The following is a 23,067-nucleotide window of genomic DNA, read 5'->3' on the forward strand; positions in this document are numbered from 1 at the left end:
ACCTAGATGTTGTCCCCCCACGGCTGAGGCTCATCGTTGCGCATGGCTTGCTCCACGGTAGCGCGCGTCATGGTGGGGACGAACATTTCGATGAAGTCGTAGGCGTAACCTCTGAGCCACGCACCTCGCCGCAGACCCAGGCGGGTGGTGTTCAACTGAAACAGATGGCGCGCATCCAGCATCCGAAGCTGGCGATCACGTTCAGCATCGAACGCAATCATGGCAATGATGCCCACTCCCATGCCAAGTTCAACGTACGTTTTAATGACGTCAGCGTCCATGGCGGTCAGCACGATGTTGGGCTGAATGCCCGCGCGCTGAAAGGCATCGTCGAGGTGCGAGCGGCCGGTGAATCCCAGATCGTAAGTAACGATGGGGTGCTCAGCCAGGGCTTGCAAGGTCAGGGGAAGGCTCGTTTCCAGCAGCGGGTGGCCCACGGGTAACACCACGCTGTGAGACCACCGATAGCAAGACAGTGTGAGCAACCCTGCGTGGCTGGCAAGCGCTTCTGTGGCCACACCGATGTCTGCCTCGCCAGACATCAACATGTCTGCCACTTGACGGGGTGAGCCCTGATGCAGGTGCAGCGAAACGCCAGGGTAGCGTGCTCGGAAATCTCTCACCACAGGGGGCAGGGCGTAGCGTGCTTGCGAGTGAGTGGCCGCGATTGAAAGAGTCCCTTCCATGCTGGCACTGAAATCGTTGCCTACTCGCCGGAGATTCTCGGCTTCGAGCAGCAGACGCTCCACGACTGGCAGCAGAGCGTCTCCCGGTGGTGTGAGACCGGTCAGGCGTTTGCCCGCACGAACGAAAATCTCGATACCGAGTTCGTCTTCCAGTTCCCGGATCTGGCGGCTGACCCCCGGTTGCGAGGTGTGCAGAGCTTCTGCCACGTCGGTCAGATTGAAGCCGCAGCGCACTGCTTCGCGCACTGAGCGAAGTTGCTGAAAATTCATGGTGATGATGCTTGGCGCAGGCCGATATTGCGAATATCCGCATCATTGCCCGTGATGTGCCAAATACCAACGACTTTCTTATTGTTTGCTTATGGCCCCAAGCAGGGTAAGGCGCGCACGGGTCCAGGAAATGCGGGTGGCAGAAGGATCTCCTTCGGTCGCTCGCATTCGTGTGTGTTGGTGGTTGATTGTTCTACCGCCGCGTGTTGGGATCAAAGACTCTTACTGACTTTGGATATCTGAATTCCTTGATCGCTTGGCTCGGACACCTGTGTAAAACAGGCAGCGGCATGACCTTAGGTAGTCAGGTGGCTTTTGACCCAGGGGGAGGAAGGCCTTCGTGTCTTAGCTGAACAGAGTTTTGTCCTTGGATTTTCCCCTGCGCGCGCCATCCAGGTGGGATTTCATCAAGCTGGCTGCACGTACGGCATCCATGGCTTCGATGGCCTGCAAGATTTCCAGGTGTTCACTTGCCTGGTTTTGGCGAGGCGCGCGTTGGGAGGCTTGCCGGTATTCGACCAACCGGCGCAGTTGATTGACCCGGCGCACAGACTGCAAAATGAAGCGGTTGTGAGACCACTCCGCCAAGGTCTCATGAAACCGGCTATTGGCTTCAAACAACTCGATCGGCGTCATGCTGAGATAGCCGTCTTTTGCGATGCGCTCTTGCTCTCTACGCAGTTCCGCCAATGCGAGCGGCTCCACTCGGAAAGAAGGGCTGAGCAAACCAGTAGGTTCGATGGCTTGCCTGAAGAGATAGCTTTCTTCATAGGCATCTGGTGAGTCAATCATGGGCAGAAAGCACCACCCCTGGCCTACGCGTTGCTCGACCCAACCCTCTTCGGAAATGCGGGACAAGACCTTGCGCAAGGTGCTCCGCGCTACATTGAATTGGCGCATCAACTCTGCTTCGCTCACCTCGTCCTGGATAGCCTGTGCCTGCCGAGCCTCTGCGATTCTCAGATAGAGGGGATTGTCGGGGGTCGATGAAAAACGGGCTGCGACCTCGGTCCACTCCGACGCGTCGCGGGTGAGGAAAAAGCCGCGATTGGTGCTTCGCTCAAGGACGCCATGCTCGGCCAGGAGTCGCATGGCGGCCTGAACGGGAGAGCGTGAGATTCCAATCTGTTCGGCGAGATGGCTTTCTCCAAGATGATCGCCAGCCTTCAGACCTTCTCGTCTGACAATGCTGATGATTTCTCGCGCCACTCGGCCGCGCAATGGTGACGGCTCTGAATTTTCATGCATCGTGCGTAGTTTAGAGCGTGTGGTTAACTCAGAACGTCAAAACGCGCGCGCCAGCGCTACCAGCCAAGCCAGTCACCAAGTGCACGCGAAACCTCTTGCGGTTGTTCAAGTGGCGAGAGGTGGCCGCACTCTTCGATGATGCGAAGAGTGGCTCCTGGGATCAGGGCCGCCATTTCCTCATGCATCCAGACTGGATTGGGCGCATCTTGCCTGCCACACATCACCAGCGTAGGGCACCGAATAGAAGACAAGCTTGGCCGGGAGTCGACACGTGATAGCAAGGCCCGAAGCTGTTGTTGTCTTGATTGCTCGCCCACCGAGCGCACCATGCGCAGCACCGTGGCTCGCAGCTCAGGCATGGCGGCGCACCTGGCGCTCATCCATCGGTCTGGCAAAGTGCGGGCCAATGCTTCGAAGCCCTGATCTCGCACGATGGCATCGTCTTGGGCACGGACGGCCATGCGCTCTGGAGAGTCAATATCCGCCCGAGTGTCTAGGAGTGCGAGTCGCTCCACGCGTTCGGGCGCGCGTCGCATGATTTCCATGGCGACGTGCCCTCCCATGGATAGGCCAACCAGGCTGAACTGCGGGGATGCTTTCTCAAGCACCGTTTTCGCAAGCTCCTCCATGGAGCCACCACCTTCCAGAGCCAGCGGCAAACAATCTGCGACAGCGGCCAGCGCTGCGCACTGGTGCTCCCACAGTACAGGGGTGCAGAGATGGCCGCCTAGCAGAACGACTTGAGGGCGGGGCGTGGCGGCTGTCATGAGGTCAGTCTACCTTGGCACCGGTGTCGCGCACGACCTTGCCCCAGGCCTGGGTATCGCGGGCCAGTAACGCCCTGGCGTCGGCGGGGGGCTCGTATGCGGATTCCGCGCCTGATGCTGCTAGCGCTTCACGCATCTCGGCTGATGCTGCCGCTGCTTGAAGCGCCGCACCCAGCCGCTCAGCAATGGCAGGCGGGGTCTTCGCTGGAGCGTACAAGCCCATCCAGTAAACGGCTTCGTAGCCTTTGACGGTCTGGCCGATGGGAGGAACGCCAGGCAGCACTGGAACCGGGTTTTTGGTAGTGACTCCAAGCGCCTTGACCCGGCCGGCCTTTAGCATGGGCATGGCCTCAAGATTGGAGGCCCAGAACAATTGAATCTGGCCACCGATCAAGTCAGTGATGGCGGCCTGGCTTCCTTTGTAGGGAACGTGCTGAAGCTTGACGCCCGCCATGGTGGTGAACAACGCACCTGCGAGATGGTTGACGGCGCCATTGCCGGATGATCCGAACGACAAGGTGTCAGGCTTGGATTTGGCGAGAGCAATGAGTTGGGCCACATCGTTCGCGGGCAAGGAGTTGTTGGCGAGCAGTGTGTAGCCGGTGGTGGCAAAGGTGCCCAAAGGCAAAAGATCTTTTTCGGCGTCGTAACTCAGCTTGGAGTACAGAGTTCGGTTGATCGCCAGGCTGGAGGTGCCCATCAGGAGGGTATAGCCGTCTGGGGCGCTTTGGGCCACTGCGTCATTGCCAATATTGGTGCCAGCTCCGGGCCGGTTCTCGACCACGACGGGTTGGCCGAGCTCAGACGAGAGCTTGGTGGCCACTCGCCGAGTGACGACGTCGGTGAAGCCGCCCGGCGGGAAGGGGGCAATGATCTTGATGGGTTTGGATGGATACGCTTGTGCAAATGCCAGCGGTGCAACGCCCCCGGCGAGCAGAGCGAGGGTAGCCGTCACGGCTACCCGGCGGCGTAGAGCGATGGGTGATTTTTTCATCTTTGTCTCCTTCATTTGGATTGGGGTGGCTCTGGCCGACTGCCTCCAGCCTGCTCGCATTCTATTATGCATAAATGACTTTTATGAGCACATAATGCAATTAAGCAAAAGGGAGGGCGCCTTAGCTACCGGCGACTAGGGGTTCTCATGAGTAAAAAAACCGATGTCATAGCTTCGCCCGGTTGCTAAAGCGACGGTACTTTGATGTGAAAACGGCCTTCTCAGCCGTATCCAGCGGGGTACCGGTTTGGACCTCGTCGCGCCCGTCAAATGCTGGATGGCTTGGTCTACTTGCCTGGGTGAAGCAGACCCGCGGCCTGTCGCATACGGGTGTGCTGGGGCAGTGGCCGGTGAGAGGCCACTGCCAATTCAGGGGGCCTTAGATCGTGAACACGTTCTAAGCCGCAGGCGCGACCGAGGCGCCCTGAATGCCGTGTTTGGCGAGCGCATCTGCCACGAAGCCGCTGGCCTTGCTCTGCTCAACAAACTGGGATAAGGCCTGAGCCGCAGCTTCCCCGCGGCTGGTTGGCGTGCCCATGGCCTGCTGAATCACCATGAAGCGACCAGGTAACAGGCGCAGCCCACCCAATCTTTTCGCGTCGCCTTCCAATTGTTGCTTCACTCCCGCCGCCACGTGGGCTGCGTTGGCAAGGAAAGTATCCACCACGGTGGGTGAGGTGGGTGCGCGCTCAATCGTGGCCGCCTTGAGTTCGCGGGTCAGGTAGAGGTCGTAGGCGCTGCCATTTCCCACCATGACACGGGTGCCTTGCCGATCTACCTCGTCGTTGCTTTGCAGCGGAGAGTCTTGAAGGACCAGGTAAGCCCCTTCTATCAACACATAGGGCGCGGTGAACCGTATGCCTTGTCCACGCAGAGGATCGATAGCGAAGAAGCCTATGTCGGCTTGTTCTGCCTTGACAGCATCAACAGACTTTCCGGCGGCGTCGAAGACGACCAGCTCGAGCGGAACCCCTAGCTTTTGAGCGAACGCGTTGGCGAGGTCTACAGAAACCCCGCCCACTTCACCGCTCTTCGGATCCCGATTGGCGAGGATGGGATTTCCCAGGTTGATGGAGGCGCGGAGTGCGCCGGTGGGCGTGAAGGCTTTGACGATGTCTGAGCTGAGGGTCATGGTGTTTGAGAACTTTGAAGAGATAACTGATTGACCAGCGTTTCAATGAAAGTATGACTGACCGGTGGCAGCGTGCGTCCGATGCGTGTCACGATGCCTATGGAGCGATTGACTTGCGGGCGCACCAGCGGGATAGCAACCAATTTTTCCATACGTACGAGATCGAGCGCCATGCGGGGCAAAGCGGTGATCCCCAGCCCGGCGCTGATCAACGCCCCACAGGCCGAAACGCTCGGGTATTCCAGCGAAGGAGAAACTGACAGCCGCATCAACGCCGCATCCGTAATGGGGCGGATGCTGCTGCGTTTTTGAGAACCTATAAATGGGCGGGTGGTAAATACCGACCATGGAACGGAGTCTCTGCTGGCCAAGGGATCGTCGCGTGGGCATAGGAGGACGAAAGGGTCGTTCAACATATGACGGTAGCGCAGTTTCCTGTCTGGGGCAGGCCGCACGGTGAGGCCGAAGTCGGCGTGCCCTTCGTCGATGCTTGCAAGCAGCGCATCGGCAGGGGCTTCGATGAGCGAAAACTCGACTTGTGGCTGCTGGCTACGGAAGGCGGCTATCGCCTGGGGTATGAGCGCGGCGCCAATAGACGGGAGTGTTGCGATCGCCACTCGGCCACTGCGCCCTTGCAGGAATTGCCCAAGCTCGCCAAAGGAGTTGTCGAACTCGCGCAAGATCCGCTGGGCGATGGGAAGCAGTTCCTGGCCAATGGGAGTGATCTCCACATTGCGGGTGTCGCGGTCGAACAGCCTGGCTTGCAGTGTTTGCTCGGCTTGCCGGATCGTACGGCTGAGCGCAGGTTGTGACACGCCGATCTGCGCTGCCGCCCCGCGAAAACTGCCCGTGGCGACGATTTGCACGAACGCCTGCAGCTGCTGAAGAGTAAGATTTTCACGCATGGCTATTGATGCGTTTACGTTATCACAGATATAGCATGATGGCTATTCACAGATCAATGGCCTGCTCTTAGACTGTCACCTGAATACGTTCCAAGAACAATCAGGAGACAAACGAGTGAATTCACGTGGATCAGGCGTGCTGGAAGGCGTGCGCGTTCTGGAGCTCGGTCAGGTGCTGGCGGGGCCGTTTGCCTCCGCGATCCTGGCGGACCTCGGTGCCGATGTGGTGAAGCTGGAGCGAATAGAAGGCGGAGACGATGCCCGCCGAATGGGGCCGGACTTCAGGCATGGCGATGCCCTCAATTTTCAGGTCTTCAACCGGGGTAAGCAATCAGTTGCCATTGACCTCAAATCAGACGCAGGCAAGGTCGCGTTCGAGCGCCTGGTGGCTGAGGCCGACATCTTCATTCACAACCTTCGTCCGGGTGTCCCCCTGGCGCTGGGCATTGATGGCCCAAGCGTCTGCGCACGTCATCCACTTCTGATCTATTGCGAAATCTCCGCCTTCGGCCATCTGGGCCCCATGGCGTCCCGCCCGGGCTACGAACCCTTGGTGCAAGCGTTCAGTGGCCTTTCCAGCACCAATGGTGGCCCCAACGACCCTCCGATGCGCGCGGGCGCCTCCATCTGCGATCAGGGCTCGGGCATGTGGGTGGTTATTGGCGCGCTCTCAATGCTTCAGCGGCGTACGCACACGGGGCAGGGAGGTATTTTGCAAACGTCTTTGCTTGAGACCGCCCTGGTGTGGAACGGCCAGAAGGCGGATGCGTTCACCAATGAAGGCGCTCTTCCTCAGCGCCACCGCTCCGGGCACCCGGGTTTCGTTCCGTACGAAGCCTTTGATACGGCGGATGGCCCACTGCTGATTTGCTGCGGAAACGACAGGCTGTTCTCCAAGCTGGCGGTCGAGGTGGGCCATCCCGAGTGGCTGAACGATGAGCGCTTCAGCACCAACCGCGCCCGGCTCTCAAACAAGGCCGCGCTCTTTGAGCAATTGGAGCCACTGATGGCTGCAACGGCCCGCACGGAGTGGATCGCGCGCTTCGAATCTGCTGGCGTGCCGTGTGCCCCTGTTCACACCGTGCCCGAGGCCTTGGCACATCCCCAGGTCCGGGCGCTCGGCATGCTCTCGCCTGTGGGCGATGACGATTTTTCATTGACCACACTGCCGCTCACGATTGACGGTGAGCGCCCCAGGTTGAAAGCTGGAGCCCCACGGCTGGGCGCTCACAACGAAATACACGGATTACCTGCTTTCATTTCCCAAAACACATAGAGATAGGAGACACCATGAAACGTCGATTTACTTTGGCCCTTACCGCTGTTTTTGCTGCCAGCGTCACGTTCGGCGCGTTGCCGGTGGCCGCGCAGCAATTTCCCACCAAACCCATCACTCTGGTCGTTCCCTTCGGCCCTGGCAGTGGCACAGATCAGCAGGCGCGGCTGTTGGCACAGCTGCTCGGCGATGAGCTTAAAGTTCCGGTCGTGGTGGAGAACAAGGCGGGCGCTAGCGGATTCCTGGCTGCGCAGTACGTCGCCAAGGCCGCTCCTGACGGCTACACCTTGCTGATTACCACCAACACTACGCACGCGGCCAACGAGCACCTGTTCAAAAAGATCCCCTACGACCCGATCAAGGATTTCACACCAGTGAGCCTATTGGCGATCGGTCAGATGCTTTTGCTCGTGCGGCCTGACTCGCCCTACAAAACCTTGGATGACCTGCTTGCCGCAGCCAAAAAAGCGCCGGGCAAGCTTAACTTCGGTAGCGGTTCTTCTTCCAGCCGCGTGGCCAGCGAGCTGCTCAAGCAGATGGCCCACGTGGATGCTGTGAATGTGCCGTACAAAAGCAATCCGCTGTCTATCACGGATCTGATTGGTGGCCAGATCGATTTCATGTTCGCTGATTCGCCCACGGCGTTGCCACAGGTGCAAGGCGGCAAGCTGCGCGCGCTGGCCGCTAGCGGTTCCAAGCGCTTGGCAGCTGCTCCTGATGTGCCAACCGTGGCAGAAGCGGGCGTCAAAGGCTATGCAATGACCTACTGGACCGCGGTCTATATGCCTCCCGGTGCATCCCCTGCGATTGTGAGCACGCTGAACCAGGCATTCGGCAAGATCATGGTGACGCCGGCATCCAAGGCGTTCCAGGACAAGACTAGTGGGGAAGTCATGCTTTCCACTGCGGATGGTCTGGGCAAGTTCCAGGCAGAAGAATCCAAGAAATGGGGCCAGGTCATACGCGCTGCGGGCATCCAGCCCGAATGATGGGTTGCGGTGTGAATACAAGGAATCTGGATGACTAATCCGACTGCTTCCACGGCATCGTCCGGGCCACTGGACGGGGTTCGTGTCCTGGATCTCACTACGGTGTTCATGGGACCCTCATGCACTCAGCTCCTGGCGGATTTGGGCGCTGATGTCATCAAGATCGAATCGCCCGGCGGAGATTCCACGAGATCCATCGGGCCATCGGGTGAGCTTGGCTTGGGTCCTCTGTTCCTGGGGTTGAATCGCAACAAGCGCAGTGTCGTCATCGATCTGAAAAAGAGCGAAGGGGTCGCCGCGTTATTGCGCATGGCCAAGGACGCAGATGTTTTCACCACCAACGTCCGCCCCGCGGCCATGCGCCGCTTGGGCGTGGGGTATGAGCAGTTGTCCGCCGTTAACCCGCGCCTCATCTACGCGAGCATGGTCGGCTTTTCCCAGCGAGGGCCCTACGCGGGCAAGGCTGCGTTCGATGACATGATCCAGGCTGCCACAGGCTTGCCTGCGGTGGTGGCTGAAAGCTCTGGTGATGTTCCCCGCTATTTGCCCATCACTATCGCAGACCGTTCAGTAGGCCTATATGCCTTTGGCGTGATCTGTGCAGCGCTGCATGCGCGCAACAGCACAGGAGTCGGTCAGAGCGTGGATATTCCGATGTTCGAAACCATGATCCCCTATGTGCTGGGTGATCACCTTTATGGCCGCACCTTCGTTCCCGGCAAGGGAGATTTTGGCTATCCGCGGCTGATGTCTAAAAACCGAAGGCCCTACAAGACCAAAGACGGCTACGTGTGCTGCCTGATCTATACCGATCGCCACTGGTCTCTGTTTCTTGAAGCCGTGGGCAAGGGCGATCTCATCAAGACTGATCCGCGGTTTCGAGATATTGGCTCGCGCACCCGAGTGATCGATGAGCTGTACCAACTTGTCTCCGATGAGTTGGAAAAGCGCACCACTGCCGAGTGGAAGCAGCTATTGCCTGAAAACGAGATTCCGATTTTCCCCATGCACACCTTTGACACCCTGCTGGAAGATGAGCACTTGGCCAGCACAGGGTTCTTTCAGCAGACTGAACATCCGGTAGTTGGGAAGATTCTAGAAACCGCCGTACCCAGTGAGTGGTCCGGCACACCGCCTACGCGCCACTTGCCAGTGCCATCCCTTGGCGAGCACACGGTAGAAGTGCTCGATGAGCTGGGCTTTTCAAGCGGCGAGATCGAAACGCTTTTGGCAAGCGGCGCGGTCAGGGCCAACGCATTGACTTCCGCATCAAAAAAGGAGACAGACCCCTCATGATCACTGTGCAATACGAGCCGACCGATGAACTCGGCGTGCGCCAGGAAGATGGCGTTTTATGGCTCACGATACAAAGGGAAGCGCGGCGCAATTCCATCAGTCCGGGTGTACTGGCTGGCCTCAGCGAGGCGCTGACTCGCGCCAACTCAGACCGGAGCTTGAGAGCTATTGTGCTCACCGGCGCAGGGGACAAGGCTTTTTGCGCAGGCGCAGATCTGCAGACAGGCCAGTCCTTCAAGTTTGATTATTCCGAACCCACGCTCGGCTTCGCCAATCTGTTCCGGCTTTCTAGGCAGCTCATGGTGCCTATGGTGGCGCGTGTCAATGGCGCTTGCATGGCCGGCGGCATGGGCCTGATGGCCATGTGCGATCTCGTGGTGGCTGCGCCGCACGCGCAGTTCGGTTTGCCGGAAGTGAAGGTCGGCGTGTTCCCCGGGCAGGTGTTGACCTTGTTGAATGGCGTGATTGGCCCGCGTGCGCTCGCAGAGATGTGCATCACCGGGGAGCCCATCACGGCCCAGGAGGCATTGCAGCTGGGGATGATCAACCGTGTGAGCGAAGACCTTGATGCTGGTGTGCAGGCGTTGCTGGGTCGTTTCCTGGACAAATCTCCTACCGCTATCCGCCGAGGCTTGTATCTGATGAAACGCATTGGTGCCATGTCCTTCGAAGAGTCCATTGCATTTACCGAAAGCCAGATTGGCTTGTTGTCAATGACCGACGACGCCGCAGAAGGTCAAGCTGCTTTCCGCGAAAAACGCAAACCTAAATGGAGTGGAAAATGAGCGTCAAGAATGACAAGCTGGTGCGCATAGGCGGAGCTTCAGGTTTCTGGGGTGATTCGAGTGTGGGTGCGCCGCAGTTGGTGCAAAGCGGGCAGATCGACTATTTGGTGTTCGACTACCTGGCCGAACTGACGATGTCCATCCTGGCTGGCGCCCGCATGAAAAAGCCCGAGCTTGGCTACGCTACCGATTTCGTGAGTGTGGCCATGAAGAGCGTTCTCAAAGACGTTGTGGCGCGGGGCATCCGTGTCATCAGCAACGCGGGAGGTGTCAATCCACACGGATGCGCCGAGGCCCTGCGGGCGCTGGCGGCGGAGCAGGGCGTTGAGGTGAAGATCGCGGTCGTTGCCGGTGATGACGTGATGCCCATCCTGCCTGAACTTCGGTCGGCCACGCCGCCCGTGCGCGAGCTGCAGAGCGGAGCGCCCTTGCCAGCCAAGGTCATTACCGCCAACGCTTACCTGGGGGCCTTACCCATCAAGGCGGCTCTGGACAGCGGTGCCCAGATTGTGATTACCGGCCGCTGCGTAGATTCTGCTGTGACCCTGGGTACGCTGATGCATGCCTTTGGTTGGTCAGCCACGGATTACGACCGACTCTCAGGCGGTAGCCTGGCCGGGCACATCCTGGAATGCGGCTGCCAAGCCACTGGCGGCCTGCACACTGATTGGCAAGACGTTCCAGATTGGGCGCACATTGGTTACCCCATCGTGGAATGCGCTGAAGACGGCAGCTTCATGGTGACCAAACCCGCAGGCACCGGTGGGCTCATCGCGCCGCAGTGCGTGGCTGAACAGCTGCTCTATGAAATCCATGACCCCGCCAACTATCTTTTGCCGGATGTCACTTGCGACTGGCGCGGCGTTCGCATAGAGACCGCTGGCGAGCAGCGTGTTCGCGTGTCCGGCGCGCTTGGCCGTCCTGCCACAAGCACCTATAAGGTGAGCGCCACCTATATGGACGGCTTCAAGACATCAGCGCAATTGACCATTGTGGGCTTCGACGCTGTGGCGAAAGCGCGCCGCACCGGAGAGACCATTTTGGAGCGTGTAGGCGAGCTGTTGCAGGCGCGCGGATTACCGCCTCTTAGTGCGACCAACATCGAAATGCTGGGAGCCGAGAGCTGCTACGGTGCTCACGCCATGCCCGAGCTCAGTCAGGCGCGCGAAATCGTACTTCGCCTCACCGCTTGCCACCCAGAGAAGGCAGCGCTCGAGCTACTGGCGCGCGAGATCGCACCAGCCGGCACCTCATGGGCGCCTGGTACCACAGGCTCAGGCGGTGGGCGGTCTTCAGCATCGCCGTCGATCCGGCAGTACGCCTTCCTGCTGGATAAAGCACGACTCACGCCCACGGTCACCGTGGACGGAAACGCGGTGCCCATTTCTGAATCCGTGGAGGCTGCCAAGTCACCGGCCCAAGCCGCTCCAATGGTGAATATCGCTGCGGCGATAGCGGCGGATGCCCCAGAGGGCTGGGCCGAAGTTCCGCTGATCCGACTCGCCTGGGGCCGCTCAGGCGACAAAGGCAACACATCCAACATTGGCATCATTGCGCGTCGTCCGGAATGGTTGCCCTTTCTCCGCGCCGAGCTCACTGAAGCCCGTGTAGGCGAATACCTTCAGCACCTTGTGGACGGCACGGTGACGAGGTATGACCTGCCCGGCATCCATGCACTCAACTTTGTGTGCGAACAGGCTCTCGGCGGTGGCGGAATGGCCTCGCTGCGCAACGACCCGCTGGGTAAAGGTATGGGGCAGATCCTGCTCAGCATGCCGGTTCGTGCTCCAGCACATTGGTTTCAGTGAAAGGAATCACCCATGAAAAACGCATCTACCCTTCGTATGAGCCGTCGTGCTCTGGTGATGGCTTCGGCCATGCTGGCCTCTGGTGTTTACGCCCAAGGAAATCCCAAGGCCATTCGTATCATTGTTTCGTTTGCGCCCGGAAGTGCCAATGATCTGATTGCGCGCGATTTGGCGCGTTATATGGCCGAGCTATTGAATCAGCCTGTGATCGTGGAGAACAAGCCTGGTGCGGGTGGGATGATCGGCACAGACGCAGTCGCCAAAGCTGCACCTGATGGCTTGACCGTTGGTCTGGGTACCAGCTCTCAGTTGGTCATGAACGTGGGTCTTTACAAAACACTGCCCTTCGACATCGAAAAAGATCTGCACACCATTGGCTTGGTGGCTCGTACGAATCTGGTGTTGGTCGGCAAGGCGACAGGTCCCAAGACACTCAAGGCCTTGATTGCCGAAGCCAAGGCGCGGCCAGGCCAGATCAGCTATGGCTCAGGTGGTACAGGCTCCATCAGCCACATCGTTGGCGAAGCCTTCGCCAAAGCGGCAGATATCAAGCTCAATCATGTGCCTTACAAGGGCAATGGTCCCGCCATGGCCGATCTGGCGGGTGGCCACGTGGATCTGGTGTTTGATGGTTTGGTCACGGCGCAACCTATGGCCAAAAATGGCCGCGCACATCTCATTGCCATCTCAGGTACGAAGCGCGACCGCGTGGCACCTGATGTGCCCACCTTTGCGGAGCAAGGGCTGCCAGACTACGAAGCCTATACCTGGAACTGCCTGATCGCGCCGGCCCAGACACCTGCAGATGCCATGGCGCGGATTAATGGCGCGCTCAACAAGGCGCTGGAGCTGCCTGCTCTGCGTGATCGGTTGATTGATCAGTTCGGCTCACAGATCCTGGGGCCCAGCACCACCGCACAGGCGGAGGACTTCGGCCGTAAGGAGCGGGAGCGTTGGGTACCGTTCATCCGCAGTCTCAAGCTGAACGTGGGGTAAGCATGACTCAAGTTTTTCCCGCTGGTAAGCGCGTGGTTGTGACCGAGTACGCGGAGAGTCCGCAAGAGGCGATTGAAAAGTTTGTTCATCTGGTGGAGCAACCCGCGCCTGACCCAGCCTCGCTGAAACCACATGAGGTGATCGTGGCCATTCGCAGCGTGGCTGTCGCTTGGGTGGATCTTTTGATGACCAGTGGACAGTACCAGCACATGGCACCGCTGCCGTATACGCCGGGCATGGAGTACGCTGGTGACGTCCTGGCTGTAGGCTCGGAGGTTGATCCCGCACGATGCGCGGTGGGTGATCGTGTCCTGGCCGACCCCATGAAAATCGGCCCCCGTTCCTATGGCGACTATCAAGGCGCAGGCGGCTTCGCAAGCTATGCGGTTTTGCCGGTTGATGGTGTGATGAAGATTCCGGCTGAGTTGAGCTATGACGACGCCACGGGAATGCTGCAGGCCTACGAAACGGCCTACCACTGCCTGGTGGCCCGCGGTCAATTGCAAAGCGGCGAGACTGTTCTTATCAATGGCGCCACCGGCCTCACCGGGTTGGCAGCTGTTCAGGTGGCGAAGCTGCTCGGGGCAACCGTTATAGCTACAGGGCGGTCCGATGCAAAACTGGCCACGGTGAAAGAGCAGGGCGCGGATCACGTGGTCAACATCCTTGGCCCCGATAAAGAAGTGCGGGAGTTCCGCAAAGATGTGAAGGAGCTCACTGGCGGCCAGGGTGTCGAAGTGGTTTATGACGCCGTGGGTGGTGAGGTTTCCAACGAGAGCCTGCGGTGCATGGCCTTCGGCGGTCGCTTCCTGATCGTCGGTTGGACCTCTACTCCCAACGTGGCGAGAGGCAAAGGCTTACGGGGCGCGCCCAATGTCAATACCTTGCCTACCAACATCATCCAGATGAAAAGCCTGAGCGTCATGGGGTGCCCTGCGGTGATTGCGATTGCCAAGGACCCATCCATCCGGGTTCCTCGGCTCGAGGCGATCTTCAAATGGGTCAAGGAAGGAAAAATCCGCCCTCACGTATCACATACCTACCCACTGGCGGACTACAAAAAGGCGATGCTGGCGCGCTGGAATGGTGAAGTGACGGGGGGATGTGTGCTTCATCCTTGATCGCAGACCTGCTGGCTTGATGGGTGGCGAGTAACGTTCAATCAGGGAAACGTGTCGCCCACCTCCCAACGCCCCTGAGCCTTCCCCGCAGGAGACTGGCCTGCCACAGGAGGCTAAGGAATGCTTGCCTCAGCGTAAGAACACGTTCTAAGGAGTGTTGCTAAGCACGCGCTCAGATGCAGGGTTCGTCAGATCAGTGCTCCCAAATTGGCCTTTCAAGATGAGCTCCGCCATACCTCGACCGGTAGCTGGGGCATGCATCATCCCGTACCCGGAAATCCCGCAGAGGTCTAAAGGTAGGCTAGGATCCGATGATTGAGTTGCCGTCTGGTTCATTCACCTCGTACCGTTCCCGACCAAGTAATTTCCAATCTTTCCATATTCATCGCTGTGAAGATAATTCATAAAGCACTTGGTTCTCTGTCTGGGATATTCCCTAAGCCTGACCGTGCGGCAGTATCAGGTGCGGATACTGCAAAGGCCGTCGCAGCGGGCCATATAAATGCAAGACAGCACTATGAGGGAATGCAATTATTAGCTATTGATGGTGCAACAGGAATGCTTCCTCATCTTAAAGAGGAGTTTGGGGCTACGGTAATTCCGCCGGCGGTGTGGGTTGATGCTTCGGGTACGCATGACCTTACATCAGGCCGTCCGCGCCTCACTGGGGGTGTTCGTGTGGGTGGGCGCAATGTACGAAGTTCTGCGCACTATGAGACCGCAGTTGAATTGATGAGCGTAGAGCTTGCTGAGGATGTCAGCCCCGAAGAAAATTTGGCGGGCCGATGGCTATATTTCGGATTAGCCGTGCAGCATTTTGGCCATTTTCTTATGGAGTCTCTTGGTCGCACGTGGGCGCTGGATGAGCCTGCACTGGGGAAAATTGACGGGATTATATTTCTGATGCACCCAGATATTCAGGGTGGATTACCAGAGATTAATAAAAATCTTCTCGATCTGGTAACAGGTCTGCCTGTTAAGATAATTACGGTTCCCACATTGGTTGAATGTATTGTCATTCCCCGGCAGGAGTCTCTGTCAGGCATTGGAATGCTTTCAACTCCCCGCCATATTGCGGCACTACGCAGGCGGTTTCACCACGGGGTGTCAGATGCTCATGAGGTGATTTACCTATCAAGAGCCGGCATTAAAGATTGCGCATCAACAGGCAAGATACTTGGCGGTGAAGAGCTTGAGGCGCGTATGCAAAGCTGCGGCGTAAAGGTGGTACGGCCCGAAACCCTGTCGATAGACCAGCAGTTAGAAATTTACCGGGGTGCGCGGGTGGTCATAGCAGAGGAAGGATCTGCGCTACACCTTCTTGCAATGTCTGCTCAACCTGATGTTACGGTCATTGTCATCGCAAGAAGGCCTTGGATGACACTTCTAATCGAAGCTCATTTGACATTATTCCTGGGCGACCGTGCAAGAATTTGCTTAATCGATCCGCCGGGCGTGCGGCTAGGATTGCCGGGTGATCCTTACAGAGCATGGTTAAGCGTAGATGCCCCTTCCCTGCAAAGCTGCTTAGCTGCTATTGATCCTGTTTTTGCGAAACCCAATTGGGAACCAGTTAGTAAACAAATCACAGCACAAGAAGAAAATGAGGTAAGCGAGCTTTTCAGTGGGGGGATCAACCGGCTTCAAACACTTTTTACTTGAAAAAAGATATCTGACCTACCCAAATCACCCTGAAGAAAAGCCTGAGCGTTATGGGGTGCCCTGCGGTGATTCCGATTGCCAAGAATCCGCCTATCCAGGTTCCTCGGCTCGAAGCGATGTTCCATTGGGTTAAGGATGGCAACACCTGCCCTCACGCATCACTGCGTAGCCACTGGCAGACCAAAAGATGGCGATGCTGGTGCGCTGGAACGGTGTGGTCACGGAGATGCGTCATCCTTGAAAAATTGGCCGACCCTCGTCCGGGTTCTCGTACCGCTTAGGTACAAGGAGGTCCGGCACGACGGAGCCTCGAAAGGTCCAACCAAGTTCCGGGCGGTACGCAATAAGAGGGTAACCGGTACCCTCCTTTACTCTTGATGTTGCCTAATTCACTGAGATTCTGAATCGACGCTGTGCTAGGCCATTCTTAAAGAATGCCTGCCTCGGCATACGGGGTGTTGCTCCGCACGCGGTCATATCCCAAGTTGCTGAGGTCGATGCTCTCGAACCTCCCTCTCACCAGAAGTTCAGCTATTGCGCGGCCTGCCGCAGGCGCGTGCATCATGCCGTGGCCGGAAAATCCTGCGACGGTATAGAGGTTAGGAAGCCCGCCCGACCAGCCGCCTATTATTGGGTTGCCATCGAGTTCATGGACTTCATACAAGCCGGACCAAGTCCTATGGCATTTAGCTGCTTCAAATGCGGGAAAGCGATGGGCTACGGCTGGCCACACCACTCGCTCGAAGTAGTCATGGTCCACTTCAAAGTTGAACCCCCTTCGCTCGTTGCCATCTACCAGTCCTCCGGAGAAGCCTGCTCCTTCCGATCGGAAAGCCATTCGAGCCACATCCTTCACATAGGGGAGGCGTTCCACTGGAGAACCGGCAGTGAAGTAGTGCTCAAACCGCCGCATAGGGGACACCGGTAGATGCATCCCGAACATGTCCGCGACCATGCCAGACCATGCCCCGCATGCATTCACGAAAGCATCCGCTTCCAGTTTTTCATCGCTGCCTAACGTGATCGACTTCACTTTGACGGTGTCCACCTCGGCGCCTTTGACTCGGTCCTGGATGTACTCAGCGCCCAGCTCGGCAGCCTTGCGACGAAAGCCCCATAGAAGTCCGTTTGGATCGCACCATCCATCGTGCGGTGTGTGGGCGCCGTAAGCTAAGTCATCAACGTACATCGAAGGAAAACGCTCCTTCAATTCCGATGGTGTCAAGAGGTTGACTACGCAACCATGCGCCTGTTGAATCGCGACGTTGCGCTTGATGCTCTCTGCGTTTTCAGGGGGAACGATAAACAGGTACCCGCCTTCGACCCAGTCCACGGGGGCAGGCCTACCGTTGCTGGCCATCGTTGCTTCGAAGTTCCTGATGAAGTCAATGCTGAACTTTGACATCTCGATGTTCTCCGGGCAGGTGAACTGCACCCGGCATCCCCCCGATGCGCGAACGGCGGAAGCGAATTCGTAAGTCGGGTCTGGTTCAACCACACAGACCGAGAGGCCGGGGGACTCCTTCAGAAGGAAGTAGGCGATGGCGGATCCAACGATGCCGCCGCCCATTACAACGACGTCGTACTTGGCACGGGAAAGAGTAGTCATAAAAATCACTGAGTAGGGGATCGATGTGTTGACAATGTATCCTAAATTGGATCCAATAGTCAATCAACAACCCGCCTTTGGAGATCCATATGAAGCTCAAGATTGCGCTTTTTGTTTCCGCGCTACTTGCCAATTCCCTGGCGTTTGCTCAGCTCAACGATACGCTTGAGAAGATCAGGTCTAGTGGCGCGATAACGGTCGGCCATCGCGATTCTTCCATTCCCTTCTCATACATCACCAAGTCAGGTGGCGAACCCATCGGTTTTGCCATTGACATCTGCAAGGAAATCATCGGTGCTATCAAAACAGAGCTGAAGTTGCCTAACCTGATCGTCAAGTATCAGATGGTCACCTCTCAGAATCGAGTGCCTTTGGTCCAGAACGGTACGGTTGATATTGAGTGTGGCTCGACCACCAACTCCGTCGCACGTCAACAGCTCGTGGCGTTCGGTCCGAACTACATCATGGTGGGTGTCAGTGCTGCAGTGAAAAAGAGCTCGGGCATCAACAGCTTCGCCGATCTCAATGGCAAGACGATCGCCACGACGACCGGAACCACATCGATCCCGCTGCTAAGGGCGTACAAGCGGACGGAGAACATCCAGGTCAATGAGGTCCTGGGGAAAGATCACTCGGATGCCTTCCTGTTGCTTGCATCGGACCGAGTGAGTGCGTTCATCATGGACGATATCCTGCTCGCGGGGCAAATAGCGGCGTCTCAAACGCCAGGTGACTACAGAATCTTGCCCGAAGCACTGCGCCAGGAACCCTACGGAATCATGCTCCGCAAGGATGATCCCAAGTTCAAGGCTTTGGTGGACACGACAGTTTCCGGATTGATGAAAAGCAATGCGATCAACCAGCTGTATGGCAAGTGGTTCACCTCGCCTATCCTCCCGCGCAACGTCAGTTTGAATTTTCCGATGTCGGAAGCCACCCAGGACCTCTACCGGAACCCGAGTGACAAAGGCGTCTGATTTCAAACTGAATACCCACCATGACCAAAAGAATACTGATAGCTGGTGCGCGGCTTCTGGATCCACGCCAAGACCGTTTGGGGGCACCCACCGACATTCTGATCTCGGGAGCGGACATCCAGGCCGTCGGCCAACACATCACTAACGCCGAGGATGCCGAGCGTATCGATGCTGAAGGGCTTACGGTCATGCCAGGGCTTATTGACGCCCACGTTCATATCTACATGAACGAACGCAACATCGCTGCTGGCGCCGAAGTTCCACAGACCTACGCAGCGGCGAAGTCGACTTTCGTGTTGAGAGATATGCTTCACCGAGGTTGGACTACGGTGCGCGACGTTGCTGGAGGAGACTACGGAATGCGCGATGCCGTCGAGGCCGGCTACGTTCAAAGTCCTCGTCTTTTCGTTGGCGGAAAGGCGATTACTCAGACGGGTGGCCATGGAGATTTTCGTGGTCGTGCGGAGTCCGAGTACGACTGCGCCTGTTGCACCGGGCGTGCGCTCTTCAGCACTCTTGCCGATGGCGTACCCGAGGTCATAAAAGCCACGCGCGAGCAATTGCGATTGGGTGCAGACCACATCAAGATCATGCTTAGCGGGGGCGTTGCTTCGCCTAACGATCCTCTGGACAGCATTCAGTACCGCGTGGACGAAATCGCTGCGTGTGTAGAAGAGGCCCAGCGCTGGGGAACCTATGTTTGTGCACATGCCTATTCCGACATCGCGATCCGAAGGGCTGTGGAAAACGGCATTCGCACGATCGAACACGGGAACTTTGTGGGCGCCGAAACAGCAGCCATCATGGCCGAGCGGGGTGCCTTCGTGGTGCCGACTCTGATAGTTCATGAGGCGAACTTGCGACTAGGCGCCGCGTCTGGAAAATCTCCCAGTTCCATGGAAAAGAATGAACGTGTTCGTCAAGGAGGACTTCAGGCTCTCAAGACTTACAAGCAAGCAGGTGTGCAAATCGGCTACGGCAGCGATTTGTCCATGCATACGCAGCACTTTCAGAACGAAGGTTTGGCTTTCCACGCTTCGTCGCTCTCGAATGCGGACGTCATCCGCTCAGCCACGATCGTGAATGCCAAAGTGATCCGGCGTGAGGCCAAGCTAGGCGAGCTTGTCACAGGCGCTATGGCAGATGTGCTTTTAGTGAAAGGGGATCCCTACCAGGACCTTATGGTGCTGGCAAATCCCGCTGAGAACATTGTCGGAATTTTGCAGTCGGGCAACGTGATCAAGAACATCATCAAGACGCGCAATCCCTAGCGGTATAGCGAGCATGGGTGCCCGTTGTGCAGGGATTTTCTTCCCGGATCGAGAAGGCATGAGTGGGAGTCGAATTCGATGGTTCTGATTGATGCAAGTGATCCCACCACATGCGGCGACTCCCATACGTTTTTCTGAAATTCAAACCCGGAAAGCCGTTGTTTACGCGAACGCTCCCATGAGCGAGCCAGCAAGGGCGGCCCTTCACCACTGGAGATATTCATGAAAGTACTTCGCGCATGCGCTGTTGCCTTTTTTGCCGTGACTGCCGCGGCATCCGTTACAGCGCAGAACTATCCCATCAAACCTATCAAACTGATTGTGCCTTTCGCGCCGGGCAGCGCGACCGATATGCTCGGGCGCCTTGTTGCTCAAGGGCTTTCTGAGAGGTTAGGCCAGCCTGTCATCGTTGAACCCAAGCCCGGCGCAGGAACATCTATCGGAGCTCAAGCCGTTGAAAATAGCGCACCTGACGGCTATACGGTTTTGCTTGGCACGAACGCCACCTTCGCGGTCAACAGCATTCTGTACAAGAAGCTCCCTTACGATCCGTTGGGCTTCAGCTTCGTGGCGACCGCAGGCGGTATGCCCAGTTTCCTGATAGTGTCTGGACAGTCCAAACATAAGTCGTTGGCTGACTTCATCAAAGATGCCAAAGCGAATCCAGGTAAAGTCAGCTACGCTTCTTCCGGAGTGGGATCTACTGGTCACTTGGTAGGAAAGGTGCTCGAAAATGCTGCCGGCATCGACCTGCTGCACGTACCGTACAAGGACGGGCCTCAGGGCTTGAGCGCCACGATGACGGGAGAGGTCAACGGAATCTTCTATACATCCATTGCCGCTATGCCAATGATCACAGCGGGCAGAGTCCGCCCCCTGGCTGTCAGTACTCAAAAGCGTACCCCTGAACTTCCTAATGTGCCGACGATATCGGAATCGGGTTATGGCGGCTTCGATTTCTCTGGCTGGGGCATACTGGCTGTGCCGAAAAAGACGCCTCAGGCTGTGACAGACAAATTGCGCGAAGCTGCGTACAGTCTCTACAGCAACGCGGATTTCCAAGCCAAACTGGAGAAGATCGGCATGCAGCAGATGCCGCAGCTATCGGGTCGGGAGCTAGAGGCCTTCGTTGCTAAAGAGCGAGATCGCATGGTTGATGTTGCAACCAGGTCTAACATCCAGCCAGAGTGATACTAGGAACGTGGAGGGACCTCTCGCGGCTCCTCCACGTTGGACTTTCTGAGAAACCCTCTGCCTGCCTGCCTGGCTAGGAGGAAGGCGTGGACAGTTCCTGCGATAGTTCACTCGCTCTCGCATGCGCTGCATACACAGCGTCCCGTAAAGCCTGGGGTGTTGCTCGTTCATCGAGTACGGCTAACGCTGCTTCCGTGGTGCCGCGCTTGGACGTCACGCGCGCACGCAAGGTTCCGTATGGCTCACCCAGCTTAGCCTGCTCCACGGCGCCGGCTGTCGTGCGCAAGACTAGATCACGCGCCAGTTCGGTCGTGAAGCCGAGAGCTTCGGCTGCCAACTGGAAGGACTCAAGGAAGTGAAATACATATGCCGGCCCGCTTCCGCTCACGGCCGTGACGGCATCCAGGCGTTCGTCACTCTCTACCCAAAAGCAATGGCCTGTGGCTGCGAGCACTTGGGCGGCGCATGATCTGTCTACCTCAGATACTCCCTCGGCTGCCACCATCCCTGTCACACCCGCTCCGACAAGGGCCGCCATGTTGGGCATGGCACGAATCACCCGGTCGGTCTTTAGCCAGCCACTCAGTACGGTGAGTGGCAACCCGGCAGCAATGCTGATATGAAGCGCCGCGCCGAGGTGACCTCGTGCCTCGTGCAGCGCTTGCTGGAATATCTGAGGCTTGACTGCCCAGACGATAAGGTCTGCGCGCGTGAAGCGCGTATCAGCACGCTCTGCCGCCATGACTCCAAATGTCTGCTCCAGGTGCTCGCGTTGCGCTGCCGTCGGTTCAATGACGAGAATTGAGGCTGGCGAGCGGCCACCTTTCAGCAAGCCAGCAATCATTGCCGAAGCCATCTGACCTCCGCCAACGAAGGCAAGGGTGGACCTCAAGGCGGGATCATTTTGGAGTTTCATATAGATGCTTCCTGGTTCGTTAACTCCAGAGCATTTTCATTTCACTCGATCAGAATTTTTGTTCGTTCTTCTATGCCGAAGGTGAATGTTTCACTATCAAGAACGATGTAAATATTAGCCAGATCATGTTCCTGCTTGCCGCTCTGCCAGCCGGGTTCTCTAAGTCTGCCGCGCCGATAGCTGCAAACGGGGTTTGGATCCTTCATTGGATTCTTTATAGAATCAGATCTATACGATGAATCGTGAGGAAGTATCAATGGGTTCAGTCACACTTGAGCGTGAGGCGGTTCTCTCAACAGATGCCGTCACCGATGCGCTGCGAGAACTAATATTAAGTGGCGAGCTGGGGATAGGAGTTCAACTGAAGCAACAGGCGTTGGCTGAACGTTTTGGCGTGAGCAGAATACCGGTGCGGGAGGCACTCAAGCGATTGCAGTCAGAGGGGTTGATCGAGCATAAACCCCACCAAGGCTCTACGGTAGCTGCTCAATCCATTCAGGAGTTGATCGAAGCATTGGACATTCGCATTGCTCTCGAAACACGCGCCTTGAAGCTAGCCATACCGCAGATGAAGGCAGCTGATCATCGCGCTGCAAGAGAAATCATGGCACGCTACGACGGTAGTGAGTCACCGCAGGAGTGGGCTGAGCTTAACCTTGAGTTTCACATGGTGCTTTATCGCCCATGCGCGCGAACGAAATTACTCAAAATGATTGAGGAGAGTGTTCGGGGCATCGCTCGTCACATGCGCGCGATGCAGTCGTACAAAGTCGGTCGAAAGACTCCGCAAGCCGAGCACGATTTGATCCTGAAGGCCTGCATAGCCAAGGACATCCCGCGGGCAGTAGAACTGCTGGAACAGCACATTGAGCATACGCAGTTGGCGCTTGAGAGCTAGGGAGGCTCTGCGAAGAAGAAGTGGCGCATCTGGCGTCGGCATCTCTGCAACTTAGTTGCCAGGCAGCTCAGGCAACAAATAGCAACTTGGTATTAGATCGAAGCAAGACGCTAAACCAGAATTTGCGTAAAAATGCAGGTGCAGAGTGGTGATGTCTATACACTTTCGGCCTAAGTCCATTGAGTTGTGAAGGCAGAGCAGCTACGGGGTGGTATTCACGCGCATTGATTTTTCGATCGGCGCTTCAGGTCTGACACCCTCCCAGGC

Annotated in this window: 21 protein-coding genes; 12 read left to right on the top strand and 9 right to left on the bottom strand. The window is 57.4% G+C overall.

Going from position 1 to position 23,067, the window contains the following annotated elements; genetic code table 11:
• Nucleotides 1-2 precede the first annotated feature (2 nt).
• The 6 genes from G518_RS0131280 to G518_RS37840 form a co-directional block, all read right to left on the bottom strand.
• Nucleotides 3-956 carry a CysB family HTH-type transcriptional regulator gene (locus G518_RS0131280; protein ID WP_028605834.1) on the bottom strand — a complete coding sequence of 318 codons (954 nt, stop codon included), beginning with the start codon at nt 954-956 and terminating at the stop codon, nt 3-5.
• A gap of 345 nt (nt 957-1,301) precedes the next feature.
• Nucleotides 1,302-2,204 (bottom strand): GntR family transcriptional regulator, encoded by a 903-nt coding sequence (locus G518_RS0131285; protein ID WP_028605835.1) that lies wholly within the window; start codon nt 2,202-2,204, stop codon nt 1,302-1,304.
• Between the two features lie 56 nt (nt 2,205-2,260).
• The gene (locus G518_RS0131290; RefSeq protein ID WP_028605836.1) at nt 2,261-2,971 is read right to left on the bottom strand and encodes an alpha/beta fold hydrolase; all 711 of its coding nucleotides are present in this window, start codon (nt 2,969-2,971) and stop codon (nt 2,261-2,263) included.
• Between the two features lie 4 nt (nt 2,972-2,975).
• A complete protein-coding gene (locus G518_RS0131295) occupies nt 2,976-3,965 on the bottom strand; it encodes a Bug family tripartite tricarboxylate transporter substrate binding protein (RefSeq protein ID WP_028605837.1) in 990 nt (329 codons plus the stop codon).
• A 397-nt stretch (nt 3,966-4,362) separates the two neighbouring features.
• Complete coding sequence (locus G518_RS0131300; protein WP_028605838.1) at nt 4,363-5,097, bottom strand: ABC transporter substrate-binding protein; 735 nt, start codon at nt 5,095-5,097, stop codon at nt 4,363-4,365.
• The gene (locus G518_RS37840) at nt 5,094-6,002 is read right to left on the bottom strand and encodes a LysR family transcriptional regulator (protein ID WP_051237604.1); all 909 of its coding nucleotides are present in this window, start codon (nt 6,000-6,002) and stop codon (nt 5,094-5,096) included. Before G518_RS37840 ends, G518_RS0131300 begins: the two co-directional genes overlap by 4 nt.
• 115 nt (nt 6,003-6,117) lie before the next feature.
• On the opposite strand from G518_RS37840, the gene G518_RS0131310 reads away from it, so the two are divergent.
• From G518_RS0131310 to G518_RS0131345, 8 genes are all read left to right on the top strand, one after another.
• Complete coding sequence (locus tag G518_RS0131310) at nt 6,118-7,278, top strand: CaiB/BaiF CoA transferase family protein (protein WP_028605839.1); 1,161 nt, start codon at nt 6,118-6,120, stop codon at nt 7,276-7,278.
• A gap of 14 nt (nt 7,279-7,292) precedes the next feature.
• The gene (locus G518_RS0131315; RefSeq protein WP_028605840.1) at nt 7,293-8,267 is read left to right on the top strand and encodes a Bug family tripartite tricarboxylate transporter substrate binding protein; all 975 of its coding nucleotides are present in this window, start codon (nt 7,293-7,295) and stop codon (nt 8,265-8,267) included.
• Between the two features lie 30 nt (nt 8,268-8,297).
• On the top strand, nt 8,298-9,563 hold the full coding sequence (locus tag G518_RS0131320; RefSeq protein WP_028605841.1) for a CaiB/BaiF CoA transferase family protein: 1,266 nt from the start codon (nt 8,298-8,300) through the stop codon (nt 9,561-9,563).
• Nucleotides 9,560-10,348 (top strand): enoyl-CoA hydratase/isomerase family protein, encoded by a 789-nt coding sequence (locus G518_RS0131325; RefSeq protein ID WP_051237605.1) that lies wholly within the window; start codon nt 9,560-9,562, stop codon nt 10,346-10,348. Before G518_RS0131320 ends, G518_RS0131325 begins: the two co-directional genes overlap by 4 nt.
• On the top strand, nt 10,345-12,156 hold the full coding sequence (locus tag G518_RS0131330) for an acyclic terpene utilization AtuA family protein (protein ID WP_036596661.1): 1,812 nt from the start codon (nt 10,345-10,347) through the stop codon (nt 12,154-12,156). Before G518_RS0131325 ends, G518_RS0131330 begins: the two co-directional genes overlap by 4 nt.
• Before the next feature lie 12 nt (nt 12,157-12,168).
• Entirely contained in the window at nt 12,169-13,152 is a 984-nt protein-coding gene (locus G518_RS0131335; RefSeq protein WP_028605844.1) for a Bug family tripartite tricarboxylate transporter substrate binding protein, read from the top strand.
• A 2-nt stretch (nt 13,153-13,154) separates the two neighbouring features.
• Nucleotides 13,155-14,273 (top strand): NADPH:quinone oxidoreductase family protein, encoded by a 1,119-nt coding sequence (locus G518_RS0131340; protein WP_051237607.1) that lies wholly within the window; start codon nt 13,155-13,157, stop codon nt 14,271-14,273.
• A 315-nt stretch (nt 14,274-14,588) separates the two neighbouring features.
• Nucleotides 14,589-15,935, top strand: coding sequence for a glycosyltransferase family 61 protein (locus tag G518_RS0131345; RefSeq protein ID WP_156909615.1), 1,347 nt, complete (start codon nt 14,589-14,591; stop codon nt 15,933-15,935).
• A 427-nt stretch (nt 15,936-16,362) separates the two neighbouring features.
• Here G518_RS0131345 and G518_RS0131350 read toward each other — a convergent pair whose 3' ends face one another.
• The gene (locus tag G518_RS0131350) at nt 16,363-17,544 is read right to left on the bottom strand and encodes an NAD(P)/FAD-dependent oxidoreductase (protein WP_028605847.1); all 1,182 of its coding nucleotides are present in this window, start codon (nt 17,542-17,544) and stop codon (nt 16,363-16,365) included.
• Nucleotides 17,545-17,633: 89 nt separating this feature from the next.
• On the opposite strand from G518_RS0131350, the gene G518_RS0131355 reads away from it, so the two are divergent.
• The 3 genes from G518_RS0131355 (at nt 17,634) to G518_RS0131365 (ending at nt 20,983) form a co-directional block, all read left to right on the top strand.
• Entirely contained in the window at nt 17,634-18,521 is an 888-nt protein-coding gene (locus G518_RS0131355; RefSeq protein WP_028605848.1) for an amino acid ABC transporter substrate-binding protein, read from the top strand.
• A gap of 20 nt (nt 18,522-18,541) precedes the next feature.
• On the top strand, nt 18,542-19,792 hold the full coding sequence (locus tag G518_RS0131360; protein ID WP_036596663.1) for a metal-dependent hydrolase family protein: 1,251 nt from the start codon (nt 18,542-18,544) through the stop codon (nt 19,790-19,792).
• A gap of 222 nt (nt 19,793-20,014) precedes the next feature.
• A complete protein-coding gene (locus G518_RS0131365; RefSeq protein ID WP_036596665.1) occupies nt 20,015-20,983 on the top strand; it encodes a Bug family tripartite tricarboxylate transporter substrate binding protein in 969 nt (322 codons plus the stop codon).
• 76 nt (nt 20,984-21,059) lie between these two features.
• Here G518_RS0131365 and proC read toward each other — a convergent pair whose 3' ends face one another.
• Both proC and G518_RS40275 read right to left on the bottom strand, forming a co-directional pair.
• Nucleotides 21,060-21,902: a pyrroline-5-carboxylate reductase gene (gene proC / locus G518_RS0131370; RefSeq protein WP_051237608.1), complete on the bottom strand. Its 843-nt coding sequence runs from the start codon at nt 21,900-21,902 to the stop codon at nt 21,060-21,062.
• Between the two features lie 41 nt (nt 21,903-21,943).
• On the bottom strand, nt 21,944-22,108 hold the full coding sequence (locus G518_RS40275; protein ID WP_156909616.1) for a hypothetical protein: 165 nt from the start codon (nt 22,106-22,108) through the stop codon (nt 21,944-21,946).
• Between the two features lie 50 nt (nt 22,109-22,158).
• On the opposite strand from G518_RS40275, the gene G518_RS0131375 reads away from it, so the two are divergent.
• Nucleotides 22,159-22,800, top strand: coding sequence for a GntR family transcriptional regulator (locus G518_RS0131375; protein ID WP_028605852.1), 642 nt, complete (start codon nt 22,159-22,161; stop codon nt 22,798-22,800).
• Nucleotides 22,801-23,067: the final 267 nt, after the last annotated feature.

Source organism: Ottowia thiooxydans DSM 14619 (genome assembly GCF_000422885.1).
GTDB lineage: Bacteria > Pseudomonadota > Gammaproteobacteria > Burkholderiales > Burkholderiaceae_C > Ottowia > Ottowia thiooxydans.